The 20,520-nt window shown below is 63.6% G+C and carries 20 protein-coding genes; 12 read left to right on the top strand and 8 right to left on the bottom strand.

The window, feature by feature from the left end:
- Positions 1 to 92: 92 nt before the first annotated feature.
- From O7B34_RS12465 to O7B34_RS12475, 3 genes are all read left to right on the top strand, one after another.
- Positions 93 to 686: a biotin transporter BioY gene (locus tag O7B34_RS12465; RefSeq protein WP_337146333.1), complete on the top strand. Its 594-nt coding sequence runs from the start codon at positions 93 to 95 to the stop codon at positions 684 to 686.
- Entirely contained in the window at positions 683 to 1,132 is a 450-nt protein-coding gene (locus tag O7B34_RS12470) for a DUF1284 domain-containing protein (protein ID WP_337146334.1), read from the top strand. Before O7B34_RS12465 ends, O7B34_RS12470 begins: the two co-directional genes overlap by 4 nt.
- A 143-nt stretch (positions 1,133 to 1,275) precedes the next feature.
- Positions 1,276 to 3,051 carry a tetratricopeptide repeat protein gene (locus O7B34_RS12475; RefSeq protein ID WP_337141630.1) on the top strand — a complete coding sequence of 592 codons (1,776 nt, stop codon included), beginning with the start codon at positions 1,276 to 1,278 and terminating at the stop codon, positions 3,049 to 3,051.
- A gap of 100 nt (positions 3,052 to 3,151) precedes the next feature.
- Here O7B34_RS12475 and O7B34_RS12480 read toward each other — a convergent pair whose 3' ends face one another.
- The gene (locus tag O7B34_RS12480) at positions 3,152 to 3,613 is read right to left on the bottom strand and encodes a GNAT family N-acetyltransferase (RefSeq protein ID WP_337146335.1); all 462 of its coding nucleotides are present in this window, start codon (positions 3,611 to 3,613) and stop codon (positions 3,152 to 3,154) included.
- 198 nt (positions 3,614 to 3,811) lie between these two features.
- Between O7B34_RS12480 and O7B34_RS12485 the strand changes: the two genes are divergently transcribed.
- The gene (locus tag O7B34_RS12485; protein ID WP_337146336.1) at positions 3,812 to 4,756 is read left to right on the top strand and encodes a glycine--tRNA ligase subunit alpha; all 945 of its coding nucleotides are present in this window, start codon (positions 3,812 to 3,814) and stop codon (positions 4,754 to 4,756) included.
- Positions 4,757 to 4,759: 3 nt separating this feature from the next.
- Here the strand turns inward: O7B34_RS12485 and O7B34_RS12490 are convergent, their stop codons facing one another.
- Complete coding sequence (locus O7B34_RS12490; protein WP_337146337.1) at positions 4,760 to 4,936, bottom strand: hypothetical protein; 177 nt, start codon at positions 4,934 to 4,936, stop codon at positions 4,760 to 4,762.
- Positions 4,937 to 5,130: 194 nt separating this feature from the next.
- On the opposite strand from O7B34_RS12490, the gene glyS reads away from it, so the two are divergent.
- The gene (gene glyS / locus O7B34_RS12495; protein ID WP_337146338.1) at positions 5,131 to 7,509 is read left to right on the top strand and encodes a glycine--tRNA ligase subunit beta; all 2,379 of its coding nucleotides are present in this window, start codon (positions 5,131 to 5,133) and stop codon (positions 7,507 to 7,509) included.
- 176 nt (positions 7,510 to 7,685) lie between these two features.
- A complete protein-coding gene (locus tag O7B34_RS12500) occupies positions 7,686 to 7,985 on the top strand; it encodes an ATPase (protein WP_337146339.1) in 300 nt (99 codons plus the stop codon).
- A gap of 78 nt (positions 7,986 to 8,063) precedes the next feature.
- Here the strand turns inward: O7B34_RS12500 and O7B34_RS12505 are convergent, their stop codons facing one another.
- Positions 8,064 to 8,450 carry a hypothetical protein gene (locus tag O7B34_RS12505; protein ID WP_337146340.1) on the bottom strand — a complete coding sequence of 129 codons (387 nt, stop codon included), beginning with the start codon at positions 8,448 to 8,450 and terminating at the stop codon, positions 8,064 to 8,066.
- Positions 8,451 to 8,626: 176 nt separating this feature from the next.
- Positions 8,627 to 9,073, bottom strand: coding sequence for a hypothetical protein (locus O7B34_RS12510; protein WP_337146420.1), 447 nt, complete (start codon positions 9,071 to 9,073; stop codon positions 8,627 to 8,629).
- A 166-nt stretch (positions 9,074 to 9,239) separates the two neighbouring features.
- Between O7B34_RS12510 and O7B34_RS12515 the strand changes: the two genes are divergently transcribed.
- The 3 genes from O7B34_RS12515 (at position 9,240) to O7B34_RS12525 (ending at position 12,411) form a co-directional block, all read left to right on the top strand.
- Positions 9,240 to 10,214, top strand: coding sequence for an L-threonylcarbamoyladenylate synthase (locus tag O7B34_RS12515; RefSeq protein WP_337146341.1), 975 nt, complete (start codon positions 9,240 to 9,242; stop codon positions 10,212 to 10,214).
- A gap of 9 nt (positions 10,215 to 10,223) precedes the next feature.
- Positions 10,224 to 11,654 carry an FAD-binding oxidoreductase gene (locus tag O7B34_RS12520; protein WP_337146342.1) on the top strand — a complete coding sequence of 477 codons (1,431 nt, stop codon included), beginning with the start codon at positions 10,224 to 10,226 and terminating at the stop codon, positions 11,652 to 11,654.
- 190 nt (positions 11,655 to 11,844) lie between these two features.
- Positions 11,845 to 12,411: a DUF6101 family protein gene (locus O7B34_RS12525; protein ID WP_337146421.1), complete on the top strand. Its 567-nt coding sequence runs from the start codon at positions 11,845 to 11,847 to the stop codon at positions 12,409 to 12,411.
- 47 nt (positions 12,412 to 12,458) lie between these two features.
- Here the strand turns inward: O7B34_RS12525 and ubiA are convergent, their stop codons facing one another.
- A complete protein-coding gene (gene ubiA, locus O7B34_RS12530; protein WP_337146422.1) occupies positions 12,459 to 13,442 on the bottom strand; it encodes a 4-hydroxybenzoate octaprenyltransferase in 984 nt (327 codons plus the stop codon).
- A gap of 68 nt (positions 13,443 to 13,510) precedes the next feature.
- Positions 13,511 to 14,422 (bottom strand): LysR family transcriptional regulator, encoded by a 912-nt coding sequence (locus tag O7B34_RS12535; RefSeq protein ID WP_337146343.1) that lies wholly within the window; start codon positions 14,420 to 14,422, stop codon positions 13,511 to 13,513.
- Between the two features lie 90 nt (positions 14,423 to 14,512).
- On the opposite strand from O7B34_RS12535, the gene O7B34_RS12540 reads away from it, so the two are divergent.
- Both O7B34_RS12540 and purD read left to right on the top strand, forming a co-directional pair.
- Positions 14,513 to 15,334 (top strand): phytanoyl-CoA dioxygenase family protein, encoded by an 822-nt coding sequence (locus tag O7B34_RS12540; protein ID WP_337146344.1) that lies wholly within the window; start codon positions 14,513 to 14,515, stop codon positions 15,332 to 15,334.
- Between the two features lie 163 nt (positions 15,335 to 15,497).
- Positions 15,498 to 16,775, top strand: a complete 1,278-nt coding sequence (gene purD / locus O7B34_RS12545; RefSeq protein WP_337146345.1) for a phosphoribosylamine--glycine ligase — start codon at positions 15,498 to 15,500, stop codon at positions 16,773 to 16,775.
- 19 nt (positions 16,776 to 16,794) lie between these two features.
- Here the strand turns inward: purD and O7B34_RS12550 are convergent, their stop codons facing one another.
- Both O7B34_RS12550 and O7B34_RS12555 read right to left on the bottom strand, forming a co-directional pair.
- Positions 16,795 to 17,907 (bottom strand): glycoside hydrolase family 25 protein, encoded by a 1,113-nt coding sequence (locus O7B34_RS12550; protein ID WP_337146346.1) that lies wholly within the window; start codon positions 17,905 to 17,907, stop codon positions 16,795 to 16,797.
- 382 nt (positions 17,908 to 18,289) lie between these two features.
- Complete coding sequence (locus tag O7B34_RS12555; RefSeq protein ID WP_337146347.1) at positions 18,290 to 18,526, bottom strand: hypothetical protein; 237 nt, start codon at positions 18,524 to 18,526, stop codon at positions 18,290 to 18,292.
- A 220-nt stretch (positions 18,527 to 18,746) separates the two neighbouring features.
- Between O7B34_RS12555 and O7B34_RS12560 the strand changes: the two genes are divergently transcribed.
- Positions 18,747 to 20,516 carry an acyl-CoA dehydrogenase family protein gene (locus tag O7B34_RS12560; RefSeq protein WP_337146348.1) on the top strand — a complete coding sequence of 590 codons (1,770 nt, stop codon included), beginning with the start codon at positions 18,747 to 18,749 and terminating at the stop codon, positions 20,514 to 20,516.
- Positions 20,517 to 20,520 lie beyond the last annotated feature (4 nt).

Here is a 20,520-nt window from a genome sequence, read left to right on the forward strand (position 1 = left end):
GCCTGGGCTTGCTATCGCTCCAAAAATGTGGATTCGATAATAGATCGAAAGCATAAATTATCTATAATTTTGGATTGACCAAAGGGAAGCCTATGACCAACCTCGCATTCTCGTCCGCCAGACCATCCTTCAGCCCGCTGCGCCTCCAGCAGCGATCGCTCGGCTGGCAGGCCGGCGCCGTCGTGCTCGGCACGCTCTTCCTGGCGCTGTCCTCCTACATCGAGGTGCCGATGGTGCCTGTTCCCGTGACCATGCAGACCTTCGCGGTAACGCTGATCGGCGCGCTCTATGGCTGGCGGCTTGGCGCGGTGACGATCGCCGCTTGGCTGGTCGAAGGTGCTGCCGGCTTCCCGGTCCTGGCGGGCGGCGCTGCCGGCATACAGCATTTCGTCGGCCCGACGGGCGGCTATCTCTTTGCCTTCCCGATCACCGGCGCGCTGGTCGGCTGGCTGGCCGAACGCGGCTGGAACGGCAACAGGGTTTTGCTTGCTTTCGCCGCCATGCTGCTCGGCAACCTCGCCTGCCTGGCTCTCGGCACGGCCTGGCTTGCCGTCATAATCGGCGCCGAGAAGGCCATCACCTTCGGCTTCGTGCCGTTCATCGTCGGCGGGTTGCTGAAGTCGGCGCTTGGCGCCGCGACGCTGATGGCGCTCCCGCGCGGCAAGATGAACTTGCCGAAGCCGTGACGATCAGGCTTCGCGCCCATCATCTCCTTTGCCTGCTCACCTATGTGGGCAAGGGATACAGCCCCGCTTTCACCGCCAATTATGACGGGATCGCGGAGCGCCTGAGCCGGGGCGAGGACATCCTCCTCGTCTCTGGCCCGGACGACATCTGCGCCCCGTTGCTTGGCGAGCCGGAACCGCACTGCTTGCGCGACAGCGCGGCCGGGCGGGACCGGCAGGCCGGCGATGACGTGGAAGCGCTGCTGGCTCGGCCGATCCGGGACGGCGCCCGCCTCGATCTCGATGCCGCGACCCTGATGCGGCTGCGGCTGGCGTTTTCGGCCGGCCACGTGCGCAAGGCATGCGGGGGCTGCGAATGGAGCGGGCTGTGCGGCACGGTGGCAAGTGGCGGCTATCGCGATACGCGGTTGCAACGGCCCGTTGAGACGCAAAACTGTCCCTTTTAGCCATGGTTTGTTAATCGGGTGACCCGATTGTGAATTTCGGGCGGATTGAAGCGCGACCCCAAAAAGGCCATGCTTTGCCTGGAAAGATCGAGTCTGGGTCGATCCCGCTGATGCGGAGATGGCGCCTGGCTGAAAGGGATATGATGCAGCAAGGACGTGCGCGCTGGCTGACAAGGCTGGCAATTGTGACGGGCATGGCGATCTCGGCTTTGCCGGCCTATGCCAAGCAATCCACCGAACCGGTCAAGATCTCGTCGTTCTCGGGCGCCTATCTGGCTGCCCGGATCGCCGAGGGCGACAACGACCTCGACAGCGCCATCGCCTACTACAAGCAGGCCTTGGCCTTCAATCCGAGCGACACCGCACTGCAGCAGAGCCTGATGCTATCGTTGATCGCGCAAGGCCGCTTCGACGAATCGCTGGTCTATGCCGACAAGCTCAAGGAAGTGCCCGATGTGGAGCGCTTCTCGCGCCTGGCGCTGGCTGTCGATTCCTTCCACAAGAAGGATTTCACCAAGGCGCAGTACTGGCTGAAGCTGTCGCTGGAATCCGACCTCGACCGGCTGATCTCCGGCGTCATGTCCGGCTGGGCCGAACAAGGTGCCGGCCAGGCCAGCGAAGCGATGGCTTCGATCGACAAGTTGCAGGGGCCGGACTGGTTCGGCCTGTTCAAATCCTTCCACCGCGCCCTGATCGCCGATGCGTCTGGTATGCCCGAAAAGGCCGAGGCGATCTATGCGGCGACGATGCAGGATACCACGGCCGGCGGTGCGGCGCCTGAAACCTGGATGCGCAACGCGCAGGCCTATGCATCGTTCCTGGCCCGCAAGGGTGACAAGGCCAAGGCGATCTCGGTGCTCGACCAGGCCGAGGCGTTCTCGCCGGGCAAGCTGGAAATCGTCGCCTTGCGTGACAGGATCAGCAAGGGCGACAAGATTTCGCCCTTCGTGTCTGGTCCGTCCGACGGTGCTTCCGAAATCCTGCTCGATCTTGCCACCGCGCTCAACCGCGGCGGCGGCGAGCCATTCGTGCGCCTCTATCTGCAATATGCCCTGGCCCTGAAGCCCGACAGTGACGCGGCCCTCGTGCAGCTCGCCGCCGTCGCCGAGCAGCTGAAGGACGGCGAGGGCGCCATCGCGCTCTATCGGCGCATCCCGGACTCTTCGCCGCTGAAGGAGATTTCGGACCTGCAGCTTGGCCTCAATCTTGCCGACCTCGACCGCCATGACGAGGCGATCACGCATCTGAAGGCTTTCGTCGAAGCCCATCCCAACGACATGCGCGCCTATCTGGCGCTCGGCGGTGTCTACTCCTCGAAGGATGATTTCCGCTCCGCCGCAAATCTCTACGACAAGGCCGTCGAGGCGCTGAAGACGCCAACCGCCGCCAACTGGAACATCTTCTATCAGCGCGGCATCGCCTATGAGCGGCTGAAGGAATGGCCGAAGGCCGAGCCGAATTTCCGCAAGGCGCTGGAGTTGCAGCCGGATCAGCCGCAGGTGCTGAACTATCTCGGCTATTCCTGGGTCGACATGAACACCAACCTGAAGGAAGGCCTGGAGATGATCCAGAAGGCCGTCGATCTCAGGCCAAGCGACGGCTACATCGTCGATTCCCTGGGTTGGGCCTATTTCCGCCTCGGCCGCTTTGATGACGCCGTGCGCGAGATGGAACGCGCGGTCGCGCTGAAGCCGGAAGATCCGGTTCTGAACGACCATCTCGGCGACGCCTATTGGCGCGTCGGCCGCAAGCTGGAAGCCACCTTCCAGTGGAACCAGGCCCGCGACCTGAAGCCCGATCCCGACGTGCTGGCCACCCTGCAGCAGAAGCTGATGAAGGGCCTGCCGCCGATCGAATCCAACACGGCGCAGGAGACCCCGAAGGTCAAGCCTGAGCCGGTTCCGGCCCCCAAGGGCTGAAAATCGCCTTTTTTGGAATGCGAACGGGGCTCTCAGGGCCCCGTTTTCGTTTTGATATCCGTTCCGCTCAAAAATGCCTGCCGGCGCGCCGGAAACGTCCTCAGAACATCTTACGATAGACGACGAAGCCCGAGCGTTCGCCGACCGTGTCATAGAGCTTCATCGCCGTGTGATTGGTTTCATGCGTCAGCCAATATACCCGGCCGGAACCAGCCGCCTGGGCGCGCTCGTAGACGCCTTCGATCAGGGCCCGGCCGATGCCTTTGCCGCGCGAGCCCTCGTGGGTGAAAAGGTCCTGCAGATAGCAGTTCGGCGCGATCGCCGTGGTGCTGCGGTGGAACAGGTAATGGACGAGGCCAAGAAGCTGGCCCCCGCTCTCGGCGACCAGCGCATGGACCGGCTCGTAGGCGTCGAAGAAGCGCGACCATGTCATCGCGGTGATGTCGCTTGCCAGAGCCGTCTCGCCCGAACGGCCATAGAACGCATTGTAGCCGTCCCACAGCGGCATCCATCGGTCGAAATCCTGGCGCGTGACGGGGCGGATGGTGATCGGGTTGGACATGGCTGAACCTGCTGTGCTTGAAGCGGACGCTTTGTTGGATCGCGGACCGTGGCGGCGAGCAATGGGCCAGTCGCACGCAAAGTCTTCAACATCGCCCGGCATGCCCACGGCGGCCGGCATCGGACGCGCCTTGCTTGACGCTTCGCCGCCGTGTCTCTAGGACGTGGCCGCAAGCTAGCCCGTGTCGCCGAGGCCACCGTGACGATTGAAATATCAGCCCATCTGCATCCCAGCCGCTCCTTCCAGGGGCTGATCCTGACCTTGCACAATTACTGGGCGGCTTATGGCTGCGTTATCCTGCAGCCCTATGACATGGAGGTCGGGGCCGGCACGTTTCATCCCGCAACGACGCTGCGCGCGCTCGGGCCCAGGCGCTGGAACGCCGCCTATGTCCAACCATCGCGACGTCCGAAGGACGGCCGCTACGGCGAGAATCCCAACCGGCTGCAGCATTACTATCAGTATCAGGTGATCCTGAAGCCCAATCCGCCGAACCTGCAGGAGCTTTACCTCGGCTCGCTTGCGGCGATAGGCGTCGACCCGTTGCTGCACGACATCCGCTTCGTCGAGGACGACTGGGAAAGCCCGACGTTGGGCGCCTGGGGCCTCGGCTGGGAATGCTGGTGTGACGGCATGGAAGTGTCGCAGTTCACTTACTTCCAGCAGGTCTGCGGCATCGAATGCGCGCCGGTCGCGGGCGAACTCACCTACGGCCTGGAGCGCCTGGCCATGTATGTGCAGGGCGTCGACAATGTCTACGACCTCAACTTCAATGGGCGCGAGGGCGCCGACAAGGTCACCTATGGCGATGTGTTCCTGCAGGCCGAGCAGGAATATTCGCGCCACAATTTCGAATACGCCAACACGGCGATGCTGCTCAGGCATTTCGAAGACGCCGAGGCCGAGTGCAAGGCGCTGCTCGAGGCCGGCGCGCCTGCCTCAAACGACAATCTGCCGATGCACAAGATGGTCTTCCCGGCCTACGACCAGTGCATCAAGGCGAGCCATGTCTTCAACCTGCTCGACGCGCGTGGTGTGATCTCGGTCACCGAGCGCCAGAGCTACATCCTGCGGGTGCGCAATCTGGCGAAAGCCTGCGGCGAGGCGTTCTTGAAGACGCAGGCCGGTGGCCTGGCGGCCTGAGTCTCAACCGCCGTTGATCATTTCGAGGGAAGCGTTGATCGGCGGCAGGATCTGACCGCCCGGACCAGCCATCGTCCGCAGCGCCTGCCGCACTCCCGGCATCGAGAAGGCGCCGTGAGCCTGCGCGGCGAAGCAGGCGCTGAGCGCGAGGATCTGTAGAAGTCTGGATGCCGTTTTCATGATCGTTCAGCCAATAGTTCCCTGCCTGAGCGTGGGTCGCTTCAGCGCTGCGTTCGGTTCATGGAAATCTTTGATCCAAGGACGGGCGGCATCGGCTCGTCCCGACAAGGTGGCCAAAATTTCCGGAAAGGGTGACAGCGGCCAGCCGAGTTGCTATGCCCCGCGCGGACCATTTTGCCGCGTGAGCCCCAACCATGCCTGACCTGCTTCTAGAACTTCGCTCGGAAGAGATTCCCGCTCGCATGCAGCGCAAGGCGGCGGGTGATCTGAGGAAGATGCTGACCGACGGTCTGGTCGAGGCGGGGCTGACCTACGAGGCGGCGCGTGAGTATTGGACGCCGCGGCGCCTCACCCTCGATATCCGTGGCCTCAACGCACGCTCGAAGGATATTCACGAGGATATCAAGGGGCCGTCGACATCGGCGCCTGAACAGGCGGTCCAGGGTTTTCTGCGCAAGGCCGGGCTGTCTTCGATCGCCGAGGCGCATGTCCATTCCGACCCGAAGAAGGGCGACTTCTATGTCGCGCACATTTCGAAGCCGGGCAGGGCGGCCGAAGAGATCATCGCCGGTCTGGTGCCAGATATCATCCGCACTTTCCCCTGGCCGAAGTCGATGCGCTGGGGGCCGGCCTCGGCCAAGCCCGGATCACTGCGCTGGGTGCGGCCGCTGCAATCGATCCTGTGCACCTTCGGCCCCGAGACCGAGGAGCCGGTCGTGGTCGATTTCGAGATCGACGGCATCCGCTCGGGCAACATCACCTACGGCCACCGCTTCCATGCGCCCGGCGAAATCATCGTGCGCCGCTTCGACGATTATGTGTCGAAGCTGGAAGCGGCCAAGGTCGTGCTCGATGCAGACCGGCGCAAGGAGATTATCCTCGCCGACGCCCGCAATCTCGCTTTCGCCAACGGGCTCGACCTTGTCGAGGACGAGGGACTGCTTGAAGAAGTGTCGGGGCTGGTCGAATGGCCTGTCGTGCTGATGGGCGAGTTCGAAGAGGCTTTCCTGGCCATTCCGGCGGAGGTGATCCGCCTGACCATCCGCGCCAACCAGAAATGCTTTGTAACGCGGCCGCAGGGGGAAGGCGAGGCGCTCTCCAACCGTTTCATTCTCACCGCCAACATCGAAGCCAGTGACGGCGGCAAGGAAATCGCGCACGGCAACGGCAAGGTGGTGCGCGCCCGCCTGTCCGACGCGCTCTATTTCTGGAAGACCGACCAGGGCGATCTGCCTGATCTCGTTGAGCTGGAAGCATCGGCTGAAAAGTTCGGGCTCGATCTGAAGAAGCCGCTCGACCAGCGTATGGCCCGGCTCGACCACCTCAACGTGACCTTTCACGCCAAGCTCGGCACGCAAGGCGAGCGGGTGGAGCGGATTGCCCGGCTTGCCGAAGAACTGGCGCCGATCGTCGGCGCCGATAATGCGCTCGCAGGTCGCGCGGCGGTTCTCGCCAAAGCCGATCTCACCACCGAAGTGGTTGGCGAGTTCCCCGAGCTCCAGGGCGCGATGGGTCGAAAATATGCGCTGCTGCAGGGCGAACCGGCATCTGTGGCTGCGGCCATCGAGGAGCATTACAAGCCACAAGGCCCGTCCGATTATGTGCCGGGCGACCCGGTGTCGGTCGCTGTCGCGCTCGCTGACAAGCTGGACACGCTGGTCGGCTTCTGGGCCATCGACGAAAAGCCTACGGGATCGAAGGATCCGTACGCGCTGCGTCGATCGGCGCTAGGCGTGGTTCGGGTCATACTGGAAAACAAGCTCAAGCTTTCGCTGGGCATCGCCATCGCGGCAGCGGTCTCGTCGGCACTCGCCGCATACGAACAAGAAGGCGAGGGCGCTGTGAGCCGCGGCGTCGTCGCCATGCTCGATTCGCGCATTCGCGACTACAAGGGCGCAAGCCGATTGTTGTTGGAAGCAGGCGTGATTTCCAACCTGTTGAAAGGCGGGCTGGCCAAGGCAAGTTCAGAAAGCTTTGGCTCCGCTGACCAGGAGCGAGAGTTCTTTGACGGCCAGCGTCTGATGGAGCTTGAGGCATCGCTGTCGCCGCTGATCGCCGACCTCCTATCTTTCTTCCACGATCGTCTCAAAGTCTATCTTCGCGACCAGGGCGCACGGCACGATCTCATCGATGCCGTCATCACGCCGCAGTCCGACGACCTCCTGCAGATCGTGCGCCGCGTCGAGGCGCTTGGCTCTTTCCTTGATACCGAGGACGGCAAGAATTTGCTCGCCGGCACCAAGCGTGCCGCCAACATTCTGGCCGCCGAAGAGAAGAAGAAAACGGCGGTCGCCGAAACCGTTGAGCCGGCGTTGTTCCGGCAAGATGCCGAGAAGTCGCTGTTTGCGGCGGTGAATCAGGCCGAGAAGCAAGCCGGCGAAGCGATTCAAAACCAAGACTTTTCCGCAGCCATGCTGGCGCTTAGCGTGTTGCGTGAACCCGTTGATTCATTCTTTGAGCATGTTCTCGTGAATGATGAGGACTTGTCGGTACGTGCCAACCGTCTTGCGCTGCTCGCCCGTATTCGGACCGCTACCGGCCAGGTCGCGGATTTCTCGAAAATCGCCGGCTGAGAAACATGATCCCGAAAAGTGGGCACCGGTTTTCGGACAAGATCACGCAGGGATAAACCGGGCTGTAGGCCCACGAAAAATATCTTCCAGCCGGCCGTTCGAGCCGGCTTACAGTCATATGACGATGATCTCTCCGTGGCAAAAGGGACATGTTCCCCAACCCAACGGAGGCTTCCATGAATTCCGATCACGAAATCGAAGTGACAGAAGAGACCTCGGCCCCCGCCGAGGCGATTGAATCCGCTTCCGAAACCGCCCTCGATCATGCCGCCGCCGCCACGGTCGAAGCCGCGGATATGTCTGATGAAGACGAGGATGGCGATGACGAGGATGGCGATGATGAAGAAGGCGAAGAGTCCGACGAAGACGACGCCGATGACGCTGTGAAGGCCGAAGGCGACGACGCCGAGGGCGAAGAAGAATCCGAAGACGGCGAGTCCGACGAAGAAGACGACGACAAGGAAGAAGCGGCCTGATTTCAGGCGACAGGTTTTCTCGAGAAAAGGGCGGTGCTTTGGCGCCGCCCTTTTTGTTGTCTTTTCAAACAGATTTGATCAGTTCTCCAGAATGCTGACGCGCACGCTGTTTTCATAGACGTCGACCTGGATCAGCGGCTCGCCATTGACGATGGCCCGCTTGGTCGAGGAACTCATCGCGCCGGGGCGTTCCAGCATGCGCTGCAGATCGGCGCGCTGGTCGTTGGTCCTGAACCAGCCGTCGCCCTCGTCGTCGCTGTCGCGGCGATGGAATTTGTGCCAGTTGGCGCGGTCCTGCCGCACCATCTGCGCGGCGCCGTCCAGCGCGTAGCCGTCGCTTGCCTGGTGATCGCGATCGGAAATGCGGGCGACATAGGACCCCAGCATGTCGTCCGCATGAGCCGCGCCGCCAAACAATGACGCCAGCAGAAGCCCTGCCACTGTAACGGTCTTCGATTTTTTCATGAGCAACCCCCTTGCCTTGAACAATGCAATCCCGTCTGCCGAAGCCGCTTGGCTAAATTCAGGCCGCGGCGCCGACCGGCGAGATACGTCGGACGAAATTCGCCTGACAATGGTGCGCAGCGCGCCAGACCGCCGTCAAGCAGCCGAGCATTTGACTGCCCGGTTTGGCGAGGTCGCTATTTGACCTTGCCGGCTCCTGAAGCAGGCTGTCGGGCTGCCGGCCGTGGCGCGGCTGCCGCCGGTGCCGCTGCTTTCCCTTGCACTGCAGGCGCGGGGGCGGCCGAGGCGGTCGCCGTGGCGGGGGCGGTTGCCGCTGCCGGGGTTTTGGCCTGCACCGGTGTCGAGAAGGCGCCGCCGACGACCCCGCCGCGAATGATCATCGGGCTCAGCGGGAAGGCGTGCCTTGCCCCGGCCTTGTCCGGGATTGCCGCCACCTTTTCATCGGTGACGTCAGGCTCGCCGAGCGCAACGACGGACACCACGTCGCTCGCCTTGCCGTCGGCGGCCTTCAGCGCAAGGATGGAGGGCGTCGAGGCCGGCGCGCTGGGAAAGACCAGCGACGAGGCCTGAGCCCCGCCAGCCGTAGCAGCCAGACTGATAGCAAGCGTTCCCCAGATACGCATAGACACTGAAATAGCTCCCCATTGCCCAGAAGCCGCACGATAGTGCCCGGCGATTGATACCGGCTTTCATGGAAACATAGCATTTTAGGAATTGATGAATTGCCAATGCCCGCTTGCCCCGGCGGCGCTGTCGTACTACGCAGCCGGCATCCGCGAGGTGACGAGAGTGGCTGAAATACTTGCCGTCGGCGAAGCGATGGAACCGGCATTGGCGCTGCTTGAGGGCGGCGATGTCGTCGCCATTCCGACCGAGACCGTCTACGGGCTGGCCGGCGACGCCACCAACGGCATTGGCGTGGCGCGCATTTTCGAGGCCAAGGGGCGGCCGCGTTTCAATCCGCTGATCGCCCATGTCGCCGACATGGCGATGGCCGAGCGCATTGCCTCGTTCGATCCGCTGTCGAAGAAGCTCGCGCTTGCCTTCTGGCCGGGTCCGCTGACGCTGGTGCTGCCGCAGCGCCCCGGCAACGGCATTCATCCGCTGGTCACCGCCGGGCTCGACACGATCGCCTTGCGCATGCCGAGGGGTTTTGGCGGCGAGCTGATCGCCAGGCTTGGCCGACCGCTTGCGGCACCCAGCGCCAATTCATCCGGCAAGATCAGCGCGACGACGGCGCAAGCGGTGGCGGCGGATTTAGGGGCGCGTATCAAGTTGGTGGTCGATGGCGGCGCAACACCGGTCGGGCTGGAATCGACCATCGTCAAGGCCGAAGGCGAGAGGTTGCGCCTGCTTCGGCCCGGTGGCATTGCCGCAGGGGAAATCGAGGCGGCCATCGGCATCGACCTGCTGCGCGGCGGCGCTGCCGGCGTCGAAGCGCCGGGCATGCTGGCCTCGCACTACGCGCCGGGTGCCGCTGTGCGGCTCAATGCGCGGGCGGTCGGCGAGGGCGAAGCGCTGCTCGGCTTTGGCAGCCAGAGAGCGGAAGGCTGGCGCGGCGCAACCGCTTTCCTCAACCTGTCGGTTTCAGGCGACCTGCGTGAAGCGGCAAGCAATCTCTTCGCCTACATGCAGGACCTCGATCGCAGCGGCGCGCGCACCATCGCGGTCGAGCCGATTCCCTTTGACGGGCTCGGCGAGGCGATCAACGACCGGCTCTCCCGTGCCGCCGCTCCTCGTGACAACGCACAGCCCTCGACGTAGTTTTGCCAGATGACCGAGACTGCAAAGACACTCGATCCCGCTCTCATCGATCGTTTCGCGGCGATCGTCGGTGAGAAATATGCGCTGCGCGACCAGCAGGACATCGCACCTTATCTGATCGAGCGACGCGGCCTCTGGCATGGCGCGACGTCCCTGGTGCTGCGGCCGGGCAGCGTCGACGAGGTCAGCCGGATCATGCGGCTGGCGACAGAGACCGGAACGCCAATCGTGCCGCAAAGCGGCAACACCGGGCTGGTCGGCGCGCAGGTGCCGGACAAATCCGGCCATGAAATCGTCCTGTCGCTGTCGCGGCTGAACCGCATCCGCGAGATCGATGTCCTGTCGAACACGGTCACGGTCGAGGCCGGTGTCATCCTGCAGACCTTGCAGGAAGCGGCCGACGCCGCCGAGCGGCTGTTCCCGCTCTCGCTCGCCGCGCAAGGCTCCTGCCAGATCGGCGGCAATCTGTCGTCCAATGCCGGCGGCACCGGCGTGCTTGCCTATGGCAATGCGCGCGAACTCTGCCTCGGCGTCGAGGTGGTGCTGCCGACCGGCGAGGTGTTCGACGATTTGCGCAAGCTGAAGAAGGACAATACCGGCTACGACCTGAAGAACCTGTTCGTCGGCGCCGAAGGCACGCTCGGTATCATCACCGCCGCCGTGCTCAAACTGTTTCCGAAGCCGAAGGGGCGCGACGTCGCCTTCGTCGGCCTGTCGTCGCCCGAGGCCGCTCTTTCCCTGTTCAGCCTGGCCATGGACCGCGCCGGGGCAGCGCTCACCGCCTTCGAACTGATCGGCAAGCGGCCATACGATTTCACGCTGGCGCATGCCCCGGGCGTGACGCGGCCGCTGATGGAGGATTGGCCCTGGTATGTGCTGATGCAGATATCGTCCGGCCGCTCATCGGAGGATTCTCGGGCGCTGATCGAGGACGTGCTTTCCGCGGGCCTCGAGCAGGAATTCGTCGGCGACGCGGTCATCGCCGCCAGCCTCGGGCAGGGCGACGCCTTCTGGGATTTCCGCGAGCTGTTGCCCGAGGCGCAGAAGCCGGAAGGCGCTTCGATCAAGCACGACATTTCAGTGCCGATCGCATCGATACCGCGCTTCATCGCGGAGGCCGCTGGCGCGGTGGCCTCGGTCAGTGCTGGCGCCAGGGTGGTCTGTTTCGGGCATATGGGAGACGGCAACCTCCACTATAACATCTCGCGGCCCGTCGACGGCGACGACGAGGCGTTTCTGGCGCTCTACCATGCCATGAACAAGGCCGTGCATGACGTGGTGCGCAGCCTGCATGGTTCGATCTCGGCAGAGCATGGCATCGGCCAGTTGAAGCGCGACGAACTGATCGCCACCGCGCCGCCGATGGCCATCGATCTGATGCGCCGGGTAAAGGCTGCGTTCGATCCGGCCGGCATCATGAATCCTGGTAAGGTTATCTGATCCTTTCAACATCTTGTGGCTGGTGGCATTCCGATAACCATCCCTGAGATCAGCAAAATTTAACCGACTTTCTTAAGCGCGGCGGTAAGGAGCCGGCGCTACTGTTTCCCCATAACGAGGCCGGGAAAACTGGCCCGGAGAGAACCGGACACCGGCTCTCAGGAGACAGACAGGAAGGCGCTCTATGAACGTGAACACTGGACTGAAGCCAGTCTGGGCGGGACGCAACATGCGTCTCGACCCATTCCGCCTGCCGCAGGTGGTGAGCTACGCGACACGCGACGATTATGGCGACGTGACCTTCACCATCGACCAGCGTGGCGCCGTGATCCGCCGCCTGCTCGAGATGAGCGGCCTGCCGGCGATCATTGTGCTGCCCGCCAATGCATTTCGCGGTGTCGCCGCTCGTGCGATGGAGGATCCGGAAGGCAATGTCACGGTGACCCTGGAACTCCTGCACAACGATCCGATGTTGTCGGTGCCGCTGCTGGTGGCCGACGATCTCGAAGACGTCGCCGCCGACTGGCGCGCCTGGGCCGATGCCTACCGCCTGCCGATGCTGCTGATCGAATCCGACGGCGTCGCCCGCACGCTGGAAGAATCGCTCGGCGCCGCCATCAAGACATTGCCGCCCCAGAACCGCCGCAAGGGCCGTGTCTCGACCATGCGCCGCCCGCGCTTCCTTGCCCGCCGCAGGGCTGGTGACCTCGGCCTCAGGCTGGTCATCGACGGCCAGGAGATCATTGCGCGGGAGTGAGACCTGGCTCCCCTTCTTCCCGTAACGGGGAGGAGGGGAAAAAGCCGCTACACCAGCGGCTTCAGCGCCACCCATAGCGCGCCGCCGATCAGGCCGAGGAAGATCAGCCAGCCGACCTGGTTGTTCGACCGGAACAGCCGCAGGCATTGGTCCGGATCGTCGATATCCAGCACCGCGATCTGCCGGGCCATATGGGCACCGGCCGCTATCAAGCCAGCCAGTGCCACCACCGGGGCCTGCGCCGAAGCGAAGGCGATGGCGAAGCAGATCAGCGTACCGCCATACAGCCCAGCGAGCCACGCTTTGGTGTTGTCGCCGAACAGCCGCGCCGTCGAACGCACGCCGACAATGGCGTCGTCTTCCTTGTCCTGGTGCGCATAGATCGTGTCGTAGCCGATCACCCACAGGATCGAACCGATATAGAGCATGATGGCAGGGCCATCGAGATCGCCGAACTCGACGGCCCATCCCATCAGCGCGCCCCAGGAAAAGGCAAAACCGAGAAACAGTTGCGGCCAGTTGGTTATCCGCTTCATGAATGGGTAGACGGCGACGATCGCGAGTGAGCAGACGCCGAGCAGGATGGCGAAGCTGTTGAACTGCAGGAGCACCGCCAGGCCGACCAGGGCTTGCAGGACAAGAAACAGCCAGGCCCGCCGGCGCGTGGTCTGGCCGGATGGCAGCGGGCGCGATCGGGTGCGTTCGACCTGGTTGTCGATGTCCTCGTCGACAATGTCGTTGTAGGTGCAGCCGGCGCCACGCATGGCAATGGCGCCAATCAGGAACAGCACGAGATAGAGTGGCGCCGGCAGCAGCGAAAGCAGCGGGTCGCCAGGCCGGGGATAGGCGCTCGCCGCCAGTGCGGCCGACCACCAGCACGGCCACAAAAGCAACTGCCAGCCGATCGGCCTGTCCCACCGTGCAAGCTGTGCATAGGGCCAGATCGCGCGCGGCAGCAAGCGGTAGACCCAATGGCGGTTCGGCGCATCGGAGACGCGGCCCTGGGACGCTTTCGACTGGACAGGTTCCATTGGCATGGAGTGGCAGCAGCAGCGGAAACCGTCAAGCGGCAAGCAGGGCAGGAGCGTCCGTCCACCCGTCAGGAGGTGAAGATGTCGCGTGTGGAAAACCAGACTTTTGCCACCTCGATGAAAGCCAGCGCCGCATTCGACACGCGCTGATGCGTATCGTGGGTGAGGATGATGCGCTGCATGGGCAGCGGATCCGACAGCGGTTTGCAGACGAGGCGCAAGCCGTCATAGCTGTGGTCGCCATGCGGGCGGGTATAGCTGACCGCGACGCCGAAGCCGTTCGCCACCATGCTGCGCTGGAGTTCGAACGAGCTTGTGCGCATGTCGGCGACGGGTGACAGGCCACGGCCGCGGAACAGGTCAAGCATATGCTGCCAGCTATGCGGCTGGTCGGTGGTGATCAGCGGGTAGGCGGCCAGATCTGCCAGGCTGACCTCGGGGCGGTCCGCCAGCGCATGGCCCGCCGGCAACAGTGCATGCGGCCGCAGCTCGTGCAGCAGGATGCGGGCGAAATGCGACGGCAGGCCGAGATCGTAGCTGAGGCCGAGATCGACGGCGGCGTCCCCCAAGCGTCGCCCGAGCGTCTCGAACGTCTCGTCGCGGACGATGACGGCGACCGCTGGATGGCGTTCGGAGAAGGCGCGGAGGAGGCCCGGCGCGAAATAGGGCGCCAGGTCCTCGAAGCAGCCGAGCACCAGCTCGCCGCCGATCGCCGAGTTGACTTTCCCGAGGCCCAGGAGTTCGTCTGTCTCGGCAAGAACCTGCTTTGCCTTTGCCACGGCGGCACGACCGAAGGAGGTCAGCGAGACACCGCTTCCACGCTGGCGCACGAACAGTTTCTGGCCGAAATCCTTTTCGATGGCATCGATCGCCACCGAAATAGACGGTTGCGAAATGTTGAGAGCCCGGGCCGCGCCCGTGACGCTGCCATGGCGGGTGACGGCGACGAGATAGCGTAGCTGGGCGAGCGTCAGACTCATAGTTCAAACCTATGTGTCGGATGAGAAGTTATTATTTTACTGAATGAGCGGCCGTTGCGATAGTCGCCTCGATCCTGAAAGGAGGACAACATGGCTTCCCAACCCGCTCCACCGGCAATGGATACCGAAATCATCGATCCACGGACAATCGCCGACTACCAGCGCGACGGCGCGGTCTGTGTCCGCGGCGCCTTCAAGGGCTGGGTCGACACGATCGCCGCCGGCATCGAGCGCAACATGCAGAACCGCAGCGCCACGGCGTCCGACATTGCCAATGGCCGCGGCAGCTTTTTCGACGATTACTGCAATTGGGAGCGCATCCCCGAATTCGTCAAGGTGGTGCGCGAGTCGCCCGCGGCGCGACTGGCAGCCGCGGTGATGCAGTCGCGCACCGCGCAGTTCTTCCACGACCATGTCCTGGTCAAGGAACCTGGCACGCAGAAGCCGACGCCGTGGCACCAGGACATTCCCTATTATTTCGTCGACGGCCAGCAGACGGTGAGCTTCTGGATCCCTATCGATCCGGTGAAGGAGGCGACGCTGCGTCTGATCGCCGGCTCGCACAAATGGGACAAGATGATCCTGCCGGTACGCTGGCTGGACGACGGCAATTTCTACGCCGCCGAGGGTGATTATCGTCCGGTGCCCGATCCCGACAACGATTCATCGATGAAAGTTATCGAATGGGAGATGGAGCCGGGCGACGCCATCCTGTTCGACTTCAGGACGGCGCACGGCGCGCGCGGCAATATGACCTCGGCACGGCGCCGGGCGCTGTCGCTGCGCTGGGTCGGCGACGATGCCCATTATGTCGAGCGGCCGGGCCGCACCTCGCCGCCCTATCACGGTCATGGCATGCAGCCGGGGCAGAAGCTGCGCGAGGACTGGTTCCCGGTGGTCCATCAGGGCTGAACGAGAGCCAGAATAGGGGGCGTTGGTGGCCTGCGCCCCCATTCGGCAGGCATAACGTTCCCGTGCGCAATTCAGATCAATCCACCCTGATGCCTTGACCCGTCGTCCAGAGAGCAATAGCGGGTTGTTTTCTCTATGGGATAGTCGGCATCATGAGGTGGCCATGAACGTTCTTCTTCTCGGCTCCGGCGGCCGCGAACATGCGCTGGCCTGGAAGATCGCCGCTTCGCCGCTGCTGACCAAGCTCTACGCGGCGCCCGGCAATCCGGGCATCGGCGCCGAGGCCGAACTGGTGAAGCTCGATATCGCCGATCATGCCGCCGTAGCCGCCTTCTGCCGCGAGAAAAAAATCGATCTCGTCGTGGTCGGTCCGGAAGGGCCGCTGGTGGCCGGTATCGCCGATGATCTGCGCGCCGAAAACATCCGCGTCTTCGGGCCTTCAAAGGCCGCCGCGCGGTTGGAAGGTTCGAAGGGTTTCACCAAGGATCTCTGCGCCCGCTACAACATCCCGACCGCCGCCTATGGCCGGTTCGGCGATCTGGCCTCCGCCAAGGCCTATGTCGAGAAGATGGGTGCGCCGATCGTCATCAAGGCCGACGGGCTCGCAGCCGGCAAGGGTGTCACCGTCGCCATGACGATGGATGAAGCACAGGCGGCAGTCGATGCCTGTTTCGATGGGTCGTTCGGCGCCGCAGGCGCGGAGGTGGTGATCGAGGAATTCATGACCGGCGAGGAGGCGAGTTTCTTCTGCCTCTGCGACGGCACAACGGCGCTTCCCTTCGGCACCGCGCAGGACCACAAGCGCGTCGGCGACGGCGATGTCGGTCCCAACACCGGCGGCATGGGCGCCTATTCGCCGGCCCCGGTGATGCCGCCTGACATGATCGAGCGCACCATGCGCGAGATCATCGACCCGACCATGCGCGGCATGGCCGATCTCGGCGCGCCTTTCGCCGGCATTCTGTTCGCCGGGCTGATGATCACGGAAAACGGGCCGAAGCTGATCGAATACAACACCCGCTTCGGCGATCCTGAATGCCAGGTGTTGATGATGCGGCTGAAGGACGATCTTGTGGTGCTGCTCAATGCCGCCGTCGACGGCCAGCTTGCGCATACCTCCGTGCGCTGGCGCGACGAGGCGGCGCTGACCATTGTGATGGCGGCGAGGGGCTATCCCGGCACGCCGGAGAAAGGCTCCGTCATCCGCGGCGTCGAGGACGCCGCCGGTGAAGGCGTCCAGATTTTCCATGCCGGTACAGCCATCAATGGCGGCGCGCTGGTCGCCAATGGCGGCCGTGTGCTCAACGTCACGGCGACCGGCGCCACCGTTGGCGAGGCGCAGGCGCGGGCCTATGCCGCGCTCGACCGGATCGACTGGCCGGACGGGTTCTGCCGCCGCGACATCGGGTGGCAGGCCGTGGCGCGCGAGCAGGCAGGCTGAAGCTCCGACCGGGTGGCGGCTACCGCTGGCCGCGGTCAAGGGTTGTCGAAGCGGTGCTGACCGGGTCGGCGGCCGCTGCGAAGGCGGCGTCGAGTTGCTCGGGTGAACGCTGCCCGGCCCGCTTCCAGGCGACATATTGGACAATACCGAAGCCCGGCCGTCGCGGCACCGTCTTCACGACAGGCATGCGGAACCCGTCGCGGAATTTCGACCAGCGCGAACCGAGCACGGCGGCCATTTCCTCGAAGGTCGGCGGCGTCGCCACATCGGCATAGATGATGGTCGCTTTGCCGGCCAGGGCAGCTTCCCGCGAGAGCGGCACCGGCACGCTGGCAAGATAATCGGGAGGCACGTCGATCAGGCCGCCGAAAGGCCATTGCTGACGCAGCGTGACGGCATTAGTGGGCGCCACGTTGACGTCGATGTTGTCGGGCGTGCCGGCAACCCTGTAGGGGCAACGGAAGCGCCCGCAATTGGCCTGCGCCGAAAACTGCCAGAGCGCGTAGCCCTGCCAGTTGCCCATCGGAAAATGCACGTCGATGTCGGGCTTGTAACGCGCGTACCACAGAGGCAGCCGCGACAGGAGCCGGTATTTGTAGCGGTTGTCGGCGATATATTGGGCGGTCTTGCCATTGGTGTAGAGCACCGGGAAGCGGCCGACGCGCCGATGCACCTGGCGCGCGAACTCCTCGGCGTCATCGAGCGACATCCATTGCGAGGGATCGTTGCCCTCGATGTCGAGAGCCATGAGATCATCCGGCGCGGGGTCGGCGAAATCGAGGAAATTGTTGGCCTGCTCGACCGGATTGCCGGGACGGGCGAGATGATAGGCGCCCCATTTCATGCCGAGCGTCTTGGCCACGACCCTGCGTGTCTGGAACAATTCGCGCGTCACCGCGTGGCGTTTCCACAGCGCCTTGCACAGCTTCACGTCGGTGTCGCTGCCGAAACAGAAGTAGGGCGGCGGCATGCCGTCGGACGCCTTGTTGATGAAGGCGACGATGCGTTTGTCGGTGGCAAGCCGGGCCCAGTCGATGGAATTGTACTCGTAGGCATCGACCACCAGAGCACGGTCGGCACTCTTCCACGGCTCGGAAAAGTCCGAAGCCTTTGCCGCCATCGACAGCGCCATTGTCGCCGCAAGAGCGAGAAGCGCTGTGCGGCGAAGGAAACACGCCGTCCTTTTCAAACAGGGAATCCCCGTTGATCAAAGCAAATCCTGGACCGCTATGGTTAAGGATTTACTTCGGAAATGGCCAGGATCGACGCGGTCCTTGGCAGATAGCTGGCAAGCGCGAAATTTACCGGGAATCCATGACCAGCCGTTTGTAAGCATTGGCGGCTGCGCGTAGCGCTTCATTCGGTTCGGGCGGATTCACAATCGCCTACGCCAAGGCGATCTGATCCTCGATTGAGAGGCGCATGACTGCGGCCTCGTAGGGGAGGGCAGCGCTGACTGGGTCCGCGCAATAAGCGCCTGCTTGTTTGGCAGCATGTCTCCTCTGGCCCAGCTTTCACCGCTGGCTGAACGGCTGAGATTCGAACGGGTCCGGCGCGGGCTCTTGCTGCAGTGTCCCTTCGGCGGCGCGTTTGCGGTGGTGGGCAAGCGAGCATCGCGGCGAGCACAATATGCCGCGATCCGACCAGTAGGCGGCACCGTTTGCCACGTCGCCGTGATAGTAGGAAAATCCCGCTGCCCGAAAAGGTAAGCCGCATTCAACACAGCGATAGGCGTCAGGTCTGGCAAGCATTGGAATCTTCCGGTCGGCTGGTTTTCTGTCGCCGTTCGATTTGATCCGGCATCCGTCGAATTTAGCTGAATTTAGTACAGGCAGGCCCGATTGCAAAATCCGCGTGACAAATTTTGACGTTTACGTAAAAAGAAAATGGAGGCCGCCCAAAGGCGGATGGTTTTGCGGCGGCACTGGCTCTAGGGTCGGCAAGGCCGGTGCATCAGGAGGATCGAGCGGCATGTATCGGGCACCGGTCGAGGATATTGCGTTCACCCTGAAGCACGTCGCCGGCATGAAATCGGCCATCGATGCCGGTGCGTTCGGCGATCTCGGCGAGGATCTGGTCGATGCAGTCCTTGGCGAAGCTGGCCGCTTCGCCACCGAGGAGGTGGCACCCCTTTATAAAATCGGCGACGAACACGGCGCCGTGTTGAAGGACGCGGTCGTCACCACCCCGCCGGGCTGGAAGGAACTCTATCGCCGCTGGATCGAAGGCGGCTGGAACGCGCTCTCCGGGCCGGAAGAGTATGGCGGTCAGGCGCTGCCGGCCATGCTCGGCGTCGCCGCGCTCGAAATGTGGAATTCGGCAGCCATGGCCTTCGGCATCGGTCCAACGCTGACCATGGGCGCGGTCGAAGCGCTCGATAAGCACGCCTCTGAGGGCCTCAAGGCCAAATATCTCGCAAAGCTCGTCTCCGGCGAATGGATGGGCACGATGAACCTGACCGAGCCGCAGGCCGGATCGGACCTCGCCGCCCTGCGCAGCCGCGCCGAGCCGGCCGGCGACGGCACCTACCGCATCTTCGGCCAGAAGATATTCATCACCTATGGCGAGCACGATTTCACCGACAACATCGTCCATCTGGTGCTGGCGCGGCTGCCCGATGCACCGGCCGGAACGCGCGGCATCTCGCTGTTCCTGGTGCCGAAATTCCTGGTCGGCGACGACGGCTCGCTGGGTGCGCGCAACGACGTCTTCTGTTCCGGGCTCGAGCACAAGCTCGGCATCCATGCCTCGCCGACCTGCACCATGATCTATGGCGACGGTTTCCAGGGTGCCCAACCCGGCGCCATCGGCTGGCTGATCGGTGAGGAGAACAAGGGCCTCGCCTGCATGTTCACGATGATGAACAATGCGCGGCTTTGCGTCGGCATGCAGGGCGTCGCTGTCGCGGAAGCCGCGACCCAGAAAGCGATCGCCTATGCCAATGAGCGCCGTCAGGGCAAGGCGGCAAGCTTTGGTGGCGCCGGCATGGCGCCAATCGTCCATCACCCGGACGTGCAGCGCAATCTCCTGACCATGAAAGCGCTGACACAGATCGCCCGCGCCATCAGCTATTCCTGCGCCCACGCCATCGATCTCGCGCGCGCAACGTCCGATGACGAGGCGGCGCATTGGCGCGACCGTGCCAATCTCTTGACGCCGCTCGCCAAGGCCTTTTCCACTGATGTCGGCGTAGAGGTCGCCTCGCTTGGCGTCCAGGTGCATGGCGGCATGGGCTTCATCGAGGAAACGGGTGCGGCAGCCCTCTATCGCGACGCCCGTATCGCGCCGATCTATGAAGGCACCAACGGCATCCAGGCGATCGATCTGGTGATGCGCAAGCTGCCGCTTGGTGGCGGCGAGCACGTGCATGGCTATATCGACGAACTGGCTGGTATTGCCAACGCGGTGCGAACGTCGAACCTCGAAGGGTTTGGCCGCACCGCTGATGCTCTCGATCAGGCGCTCTCCGATTTGACGCAAGCAACGCGCTTCCTGCAGAAATTGTCGGCCGACGGCCGGACTGAGGAGGCGCTGGCGGGTGCGACGCCTTATCTCAGGCTGATCTCACTTGCCGCCGGCGGCGCCTATCTGGCGCGGGCCGCTCTTGTCGACCAGGGCCGCATTGCGCTTTGCCGCTTCTTCGCCGAAAACCTGCTTGGCGAAGTCAGCGCTTTGAAGGAGCGCGTCATCGGCGGCGCCGAAAGCCTGGCTGCTGCCGGCAAGGCACTGATTTCCGCCTGATCTT

Source organism: Mesorhizobium sp. Cs1299R1N3 (assembly GCF_037179625.1).
Classification (GTDB): Bacteria; Pseudomonadota; Alphaproteobacteria; order Rhizobiales; family Rhizobiaceae; genus Mesorhizobium; species Mesorhizobium salmacidum.